This is a genomic window from Micrococcus sp. ACRRV, from assembly GCF_022346985.1.
In the GTDB taxonomy this organism is placed as follows: Bacteria; Actinomycetota; Actinomycetes; order Actinomycetales; family Micrococcaceae; genus Micrococcus; species Micrococcus porci.
Map to the genome: position 1 here is coordinate 1 of NZ_JAKRNH010000114.1, position 7,374 is coordinate 7,374.

Here is a 7,374-nt window from a genome sequence, read left to right on the forward strand (position 1 = left end):
CCTCGCCTCCTCGCCCCGCCCCGCCCTGGTGCAGGAGCCGGCCCCGGCGGGCGACGCCGCGGGCGCGGCCCACGGCGCCGTGGACCAGCGCATCGAGCTCTCCGGATCGGTCACCGTGAACTGGGCGGCCAAGGCCGCGGGCCTCCTGCTGGACGAGGGGGTGGCCCCCGGGGACGCCGTGCTCCTGGACCTCCCCGACCACTGGCTCTCCCGCGCCCTCGCGCTCGGCGTGCTCTGCGCCGGGGCCCGTCCGGCGTTCGTCGCCGGCCCGGCGGACCGCGCTCAGGAGGCCCCCGACGACGCCGCCGCCGTGCTCACCGACCGCCCGGAGCACTGGGACGACCCCGCCCTGACCGTGGTGGCCGTCCGCCTGCCGCGCGGGATCGAGCCGGACTTCGGCGACGACGACGCCGGCGACCCGTCCGTCGTGGACCTCGCCGCGGAGATCCGCGCCCAGCCGGACGCCCTGCCCGGCCGCGTCGACCACGTCACCGTGGACGCGGTCCCCACCGACCCCGCGGACGCCGCCAGCCCGCTGACGGAGGGGGGCGTCGGCGTCGGGCGGGCACGCCTGGATGCCCCCGCGCTGCGGGCCAGCCTCGAGGCGTGGGACGCGGGCCGGGCGGCGCACGTCCCGGCCTGAGCCGGGATCACCGCCCGCGACCCGGCGGTGCTGCAGCGCTCAGGCGGAGCCGTCCTCGCCGTCGTGCCGGGGGTGGCGGTGCTGCAGGCCGGGCACATGCTCGTCGTGCGCGTGGAGCACGGGCAGCTGGCCCGTGATCACGGCGATGTCGTTCTCGAAGCCGGGCTCCTCGTCCAGCTCCTCCTTGAACACCCAGAAGCGGTAGGCGAAGTAGCGGAACACCGTGCCGAAGAACAGGCCGATCACGTTGCCCGCGATGAACAGGCCGTTCGGATCCGTGACGCCCATGCCGTACTGGGCGATCGCCACACAGCCCGCCTGGATGCCCAGGCCCACCGCGTTCATCACCAGGAACATCACCAGCTCGCGCACCACGTTGTTCTGGCGCTTGTCCCGGAACGTCCAGTACCGGTTGGCCACCCAGCTGAAGATCGTCGCCACGACGCCGGCACAGATCTTGGCCTTGACGTTGGAGCCCTCGAGGGGGCCGTGCATCAGCCACCAGAACACCGCGGAGTCGACCACGAACGCCGCGGCGCCGACGGTGCCGAACTTGGCGACCTCGCGCCACAGCATGCTGACGAGGCCGGTGAACCGGTGCCAGAGATCGGTCGGCATGGGCGGGAGCACCTCGGATCGGGGGACGGAGAAGGAGGGGTGGCCCTCACGGGCTGGGAACACTGTAGTCCGACCCCCGTGCCGGGGCGGACGCCGCGGCCGACGTCCAAGGGCACAGTGAGGGAGCTCCCAGCCTGGGCCACTAGCCTGGACGGGTGACTTCCCTTCGACTCGGTGTGATCGGCGGCGGCCAGCTGGCCCGGATGATGGCGGGCCCGGCCGCGGAGCTGGGCGTGCCCTTCCGCGTGCTCGCGGAGGCCCCGGACGCCTCGGCGGCCCAGGTGGCCCCCCACATGGTGGGCGACCACGCCTCCCTGGAGGACCTGCGCGCGTTCGCGGCCACGGTGGACGTGGTGACCTTCGAGCACGAGCACGTCCCCACGGAGCACCTGCGCACCCTCGAGGCCGCGGGCGTGGCGGTGCGGCCCGGCCCGGACGCCCTGCAGTACGCGCAGGACAAGCTGCTCATGCGCGGCCTGGTGGAGCGCCTCGGCCTGCCCAACCCGGCGTGGGCGCCGGTGTCCTCCTTGGAGGAGGTGATCGCGTTCGGCGACGAGCACGGCTGGCCCATGATCCTCAAGACGGCCCGCGGCGGCTACGACGGCAAGGGCGTCCTCAAGGTGGACTCCGCCGACGACGCGCGGTCCGGTGCCGCCGACGGCACGCTCGGCACGTGGCTGGGCGCGGGCATCGCGCCGCTGCTGGCGGAAGCCATGGTGCCGTTCGCCCGCGAGCTCTCCGCCCAGGTCGCCCGCCGCCCCTCCGGCGAGGTCGCGGCGTACCCCGTGGTGGCCTCCCTGCAGACGCAGGGGGTGTGCGACGTCGTCACCGCCCCTGCCCCGGACCTCGCCCCCGCGGTGGCCGAGGCCGCGTCCGGCGCGGCCGTGCGGATCGCCGAGGAGCTGGACGTGACGGGCATGCTCGCCGTGGAGCTCTTCGAGACCCCCGGCACCGACGCCGGGTTCCAGGTCAACGAGCTCGCCATGCGCCCGCACAACTCCGGCCACTGGTCGATGGACGGGGCCGTGACCGGCCAGTTCGAGCAGCACGTCCGCGCCGTCCTCGACATGCCGCTGGGCGGCACCGCCCCGCGCGGGGACGGCACCGTGATGAAGAACGTCCTCGGCGGCGCCCACGAGGACCTGCACTCCGGCTTCTCCGAGGCCCTGGCCGCGCACCCCGAGGCCAAGGTCCATGTGTACGGCAAGGGCGTGCGCCCCGGCCGCAAGGTGGGCCACGTCAACGTGGTGGCCGAGCACGGCCTCTCCCTCGCGGACGCCGAGCGCATCGCCGAGTCCACGGCCGCCGTCCTGCGCGACGCCACCGCCCCCTCCGCACCGACCCCGAAGGCCTGAGCATGACCGCCGAGCAGACCACCCAGCCGACCTCCGACGCCCCCTGCACCCGCCCCCTCCAGGAGGAGGCGCCCGTCGTCTCCGTGGTGATGGGCTCGGACTCCGACTGGCCCGTGATGGGCCAGGCCGTGGAGGCGCTGCGGGAGCTGGGCGTGCCGGTGGAAGTCGGCGTCGTGTCCGCGCACCGCATGCCGCACGAGATGGTGGACTTCGGTGCGCGCGCCCACGAGCGCGGGATCCGCGTGATCGTCGCCGGCGCCGGCGGCGCCGCGCATCTGCCGGGCATGCTCGCCGCGGTGACGCCGCTGCCGGTGATCGGCGTGCCGGTGAAGCTCAGGTCCCTCGACGGGCTCGACTCCCTGCTGTCCATCGTGCAGATGCCCGCGGGAGTGCCGGTCGCCACGGTCTCCGTGGACGGCGCCCGCAACGCCGGCCTGCTCGCGGCCCGCATCCTGGCGGCCGGCACGGACGACGGGGCCGCCCACCTCCGCGCGGCCCTCCAGGACGTCGCGGCCGGCCTGAACGCGCAGGCCCGGGCGAAGGGAGCCCGCCTCCACGAGCGCGCCGCCGACGGGGCCTGAGCATGCCCGCCTCCGCCGCGTCGAGCCCCGTCCTCACCCGGGACCCCGTCCGCGACCCGCGTCAGGCCACCGGGCCCGAGCGGCGGCGTCGCGCGGGGATCCTCCTCCTGCTGACCCTGCTGGTGCCCGGCGGGGCCCAGGCGGTGGCGGGCAGCCGGCGGTGGGGCCGGATCGCGCTGCGGGTGACGCTCGCGGTGTGGGCCGCGGTGCTGCTGGCCCTCGTCCTCGCGCTGACCGCCCGGGCGGCACTGGTCTCCGTGCTGGCGAACCCCGTGGTGCTGGTGCTGCTGGGCGTGGTGCTCGTCACCCTGGCGATCGGCTGGGGCCTGCTCTGGGTGGACACCTTCCGCCTGATCCGCGTGCACCTGCTCGGCCCACGCGCCCGGGCCGCCACGGCGGCGGCCACGGTGGTGGCCCTCGTGGTCACCTCGGGCGGCCTGGGCTACACCGCGTGGATGACGCAGTCCGGCCGCGGGGCGCTCGGCTCGATCTTCGGGAGCGGCCCGGCCATCGAGGCCGCGGACGGCCGGTACAACATCCTCGTCATGGGCGGCGACGCCGGCGAGGACCGCGTGGGCCTGCGTCCGGACTCCATGCACGTCGCGTCCGTCGACGCCGAGACCGGGGCCGTCACCCTGTTCTCCCTGCCCCGCAACCTGCAGAACGCCCCCTTCACCCCCGACTCCCCCCTGTGGCAGGCCTACCCGAACGGCTTCGACTGCGGGGACGACTGCATCCTCAACGCCCTGTACATGGACGTCGAGGAGAAGCACAAGGACCTCTACCCGGATGCCGAGCACCCCGGCGCGGAGGCCATGATGGACGCCGCCGGCGGCGTGCTCGGCCTGGAGATCACCGGCTACGCGATGATGGACATGGCCGGCTTCGCGCAGCTGGTGGACGCCATGGGCGGGGTGGACGTCGTCTCCGGCGGCTACGTCACGCACCGCGGTGCGCGCCCGGACGGCACGTGGGGGGACATCTGGTGGGAGCCGGGCACCCACCACTTCGGCGGCGACGACGCGCTGGCGTTCGCCCGCTCGCGCAAGTTCGCCACGGACTACGCCCGCATCCGCCGCCAGCAGTGCATGCAGGCGGCCATGCTCCAGCAGTTCACCCCGGCCACGGTGCTGACCCGGTTCGAGGGCATCGTCTCCGCGGGCACGCAGATCGTCACCACGAACGTGCCGCAGAGCCAGCTGGGAACCTTCGTCGACCTCGCGGACCGCTCGCGGGGCTACCGGATGGCCCGCCTGACCATCGGCGCCCCCGACTTCGGCACCGCCAACGACCGCTTCACCACCCGCCCGGACTACGACCTGGTGCACCGGCGCGTGGCCGAGCTGCTGGACGAGGAGCCGACGAAGACCGGTTCGGCATCCACGGCCGCCCCGGCGGCCTCCCCGGGCGCGACGCCCCTCCTGGCCCTCACCGCCGCGATCCCGGCCCCGCTCCTGGTGGCCGAGGCGTCGCCGGCCGCCACGGGCACCGGCGGGACCACGCGGCCCGGCGTCGACCCGGACGACCCCTCCACCTGGCCCTCCGCGCCCACGGGGCCGAACGGGGAGCCGTACTCCGCGATGGAGCTGATGCGGATCCAGGACGCGGGCGATGAGGCCCAGCTCGTCCGGATCGCCTCCACCAACGACCTCTGCGCCCCGGGCGGGTGACGCCGTTGCCCTAGGCTGGGCGCATGCACCTGCTCGAGGCCGTCGTCCGTGACTACGCGTGGGGATCCCCCACCCTGCTGGCCGAGCTGGAGGGGCGTGAGCCCTCCGGCGCCCCCGAGGCGGAGAAGTGGCTGGGCGCCCACCCGGGCGCGCCGTGCACGGTGTCCGGCCCCGAGGGTCGGTGCGGCCTGGACGAGCTCATCGCCGCCGACCCCGCCCCCATGCTCGGGGAAGCCGCCCGCTTCGGACGCCTGCCGTACCTGATGAAGCTGCTCGCCGCCGGCCGGCCGCTCTCCATCCAGGCGCACCCGACCCGTGAGCGGGCCCGTGCGGGCTTCGCCGCGGAGGAGGCGGCGGGCGTGCCCGTCGACGCCCCGCACCGCAACTACAAGGACGACAACCACAAGCCCGAGATGATCGTGGCCCTCACCCCGTTCTCCGCGCTCTGCGGCTTCCGCCGACCGGAGGACGCGGCGGCCACGTTCGAGCGGATGGCCGACGCCCTCGCGGAGTGGGCCGACGGCGACGCCACCGACGTGGGCATCGCCGCCCGCCGGATCGCGGCCCACCTGGCCGCCGAGGACGTCGAGGCGGCCTTCGCGGACATCCTCGACCCGGACGCCGTGTGGTCCGCGGGCGGCGTCGACCGGCTGATCGAGGCCGTGCGCGCCCAGCCGGACCTCGTGGCCCACGACCCCGCGCTCGCCACCGCCCTCGAGGTCGCCGAGCAGTGCCCGGGTGACCCCGGCGTCCTCGTCACGCTGCTGCTGAACCGTGTGGACCTGGTCCCCGGCCAGGCCGTGCACCTGCCCGCCGGCAACGTCCACGCCTACCTGCACGGCCTGGGCGTGGAGGTCATGGCCGCCTCGGACAACGTGCTGCGCGGCGGCCTGACCCCCAAGCACGTGGACGTGCCGGAGCTGCGCCGCGTGGTCGCGTTCGCCCCCCTGCCGGTGCCCTACACGGACCCGGTGGAGGACGGCGCGGGCGTGGTGCGCTACCGGCCGCCGTTCGAGGAGTTCGAGCTCACCCGGCTGGCGGCGGACGCCGGGGGGCCCTCGGCGGAGGCCCGTGTGGCCGGGCCCGCGATCGCCGTCGCCGTGGACGGACCGGCCGTGCTGGCGTGCGGGGCGGACGCCGTGCGCCTGGAGGCCGGCGCGGCCGTGTTCCTGCCCGCGGAGGAGACCGCCGCCGCACCCCTGACGCTCTCCCCCGCCACGGACGACGCCCCGGCCCGCGTGTTCGTCGCCGCGCTGCCCACCGCCTGAGCGACCCGGCACCGCGGACGACGACGGCCCCCGCCGGATCCGGCGGGGGCCGTCGTCGCGCTCAGCGGTGGTGCGTCAGCCGCGGTTCTTCAGCCACTGCGACCACTTGTCCACGTGGTGCTCGGCGTCCACGGTGCGGACCGTGCCGGACTTGGAGCGCATCACGATGGACTGGGTGTGCACCCGGCCGCCGGCGAAGCGGACGCCGCGCAGCAGGTCGCCGTCGGTGATGCCGGTGGCGGCGAAGTAGCAGTGGTCGGAGGTGACCAGCTCGTCGGTGGTGAGGACCGCGTCGAGGTCCAGGCCGGCGTCGAGGGCCTTCTGCTTCTCGGCGTCGTCGGTGGGGGCCAGGCGGCCCTGGATCACGCCGCCGGTGGCCTTGATGGCGCACGCGGTGACGATGCCCTCCGGGGTGCCGCCGATGCCCATCATCATGTCCACGCCGGTGTCCGGGCGGGCGGCGGCGATGGCGCCGGCCACGTCGCCGTCGAGGATGAACTTCACGCGCGCGCCGGCCGCGCGGATCTCCTTGACCAGGCCCTCGTGGCGGGGGCGGTCCAGCACGCACACGGTGACCTGGGAGACGGGCTTGTCCAGGGCCTTGGCCACGAGGTTCACGTTCTGCTTGACCGGCAGGCGCATGTCCACGAAGTCCGCGGCCTCCGGGCCCACGACGAGCTTGTCCATGTAGAACACGGCGGAGGGGTCGAACATGGTGCCGCGCTCGGCCACGGCGAACACGGACAGGGCGTTGTTGTAGCCCATGGCGGTCAGGCGGGTGCCGTCGATCGGGTCCACGGCCACGTCCACGGAGGCGCCCTTGCCGTCGCCCACGCGCTCGCCGTTGAACAGCATGGGGGCCTCGTCCTTCTCGCCCTCGCCGATCACCACGGTGCCGTCCATGGCCACGGTGTCCATGAACGCGCGCATCGCGTCCACCGCCGCGCCGTCCGCGCGGTTCTTGTCTCCGCCGCCGACCCAGGGGCTGGCCGCGATGGCCGCGGCCTCGGTCACGCGGACCAGCTCCATGGCGAGGTTGCGATCCGGGACGTGGTTCTCGTAGCCGGTGTTCTCCGAGGACGCGCTGGTCATCCTGCTCTCCGATCCGTAGCTCGCGTGCGCGGCCCGCGGGCCCGCGCCGGGGGCGACTCTGCCCCGTCTGCTTCATCCTAGGCCGCACCCGCCCGGCCGTCCCCCGATGCACGCCCGCGGTGGCACAATGCCAGGGATGAGCTCCCC

Annotated in this window: 7 protein-coding genes; 5 read left to right on the forward strand and 2 right to left on the reverse strand. The window is 74.9% G+C overall.

Annotated features, from left to right (window positions below; all coding sequences use genetic code 11):
- Positions 1-643 (forward strand): hypothetical protein (locus MHY29_RS10350; protein WP_239241016.1); only part of this gene is annotated, 643 nt, incomplete at its 5' end.
- A gap of 39 nt (positions 644-682) precedes the next feature.
- Here MHY29_RS10350 and MHY29_RS10355 read toward each other — a convergent pair.
- Positions 683-1,261 (reverse strand): GtrA family protein, encoded by a 579-nt coding sequence (locus MHY29_RS10355; RefSeq protein ID WP_239241018.1) that lies wholly within the window; start codon positions 1,259-1,261, stop codon positions 683-685.
- Between the two features lie 155 nt (positions 1,262-1,416).
- Here MHY29_RS10355 and MHY29_RS10360 point away from each other — a divergent pair, with 155 nt between their 5' ends.
- The 4 genes from MHY29_RS10360 to manA are packed head-to-tail and all read left to right on the forward strand — an operon-like array spanning position 1,417 to position 6,135.
- The gene (locus tag MHY29_RS10360; protein ID WP_239241020.1) at positions 1,417-2,616 is read left to right on the forward strand and encodes a 5-(carboxyamino)imidazole ribonucleotide synthase; all 1,200 of its coding nucleotides are present in this window, start codon (positions 1,417-1,419) and stop codon (positions 2,614-2,616) included.
- Between the two features lie 2 nt (positions 2,617-2,618).
- Positions 2,619-3,197, forward strand: a complete 579-nt coding sequence (gene purE / locus MHY29_RS10365; protein ID WP_224355493.1) for a 5-(carboxyamino)imidazole ribonucleotide mutase — start codon at positions 2,619-2,621, stop codon at positions 3,195-3,197.
- Positions 3,198-3,199: 2 nt separating this feature from the next.
- On the forward strand, positions 3,200-4,867 hold the full coding sequence (locus tag MHY29_RS10370; protein ID WP_239241022.1) for an LCP family protein: 1,668 nt from the start codon (positions 3,200-3,202) through the stop codon (positions 4,865-4,867).
- Positions 4,868-4,890: 23 nt separating this feature from the next.
- Positions 4,891-6,135 (forward strand): mannose-6-phosphate isomerase, class I, encoded by a 1,245-nt coding sequence (gene manA / locus MHY29_RS10375; protein ID WP_224355495.1) that lies wholly within the window; start codon positions 4,891-4,893, stop codon positions 6,133-6,135.
- A 75-nt stretch (positions 6,136-6,210) separates the two neighbouring features.
- On the opposite strand, the gene glpX is transcribed toward manA, so the two are convergent.
- On the reverse strand, positions 6,211-7,227 hold the full coding sequence (glpX, locus tag MHY29_RS10380; protein ID WP_224355496.1) for a class II fructose-bisphosphatase: 1,017 nt from the start codon (positions 7,225-7,227) through the stop codon (positions 6,211-6,213).
- Positions 7,228-7,374: the final 147 nt, after the last annotated feature.

Coding starts and splice junctions, on each gene's coding strand:
- MHY29_RS10355 (WP_239241018.1), bottom strand. CDS start 1,261: ATGCCGACCGATCTCTGGCACCGGTTCACCGGCCTCGTCAGCATGCTG.
- purE (WP_224355493.1), top strand. CDS start 2,619: ATGACCGCCGAGCAGACCACCCAGCCGACCTCCGACGCCCCCTGCACC.
- MHY29_RS10370 (WP_239241022.1), top strand. CDS start 3,200: ATGCCCGCCTCCGCCGCGTCGAGCCCCGTCCTCACCCGGGACCCCGTC.
- manA (WP_224355495.1), top strand. CDS start 4,891: ATGCACCTGCTCGAGGCCGTCGTCCGTGACTACGCGTGGGGATCCCCC.
- glpX (WP_224355496.1), bottom strand. CDS start 7,227: ATGACCAGCGCGTCCTCGGAGAACACCGGCTACGAGAACCACGTCCCG.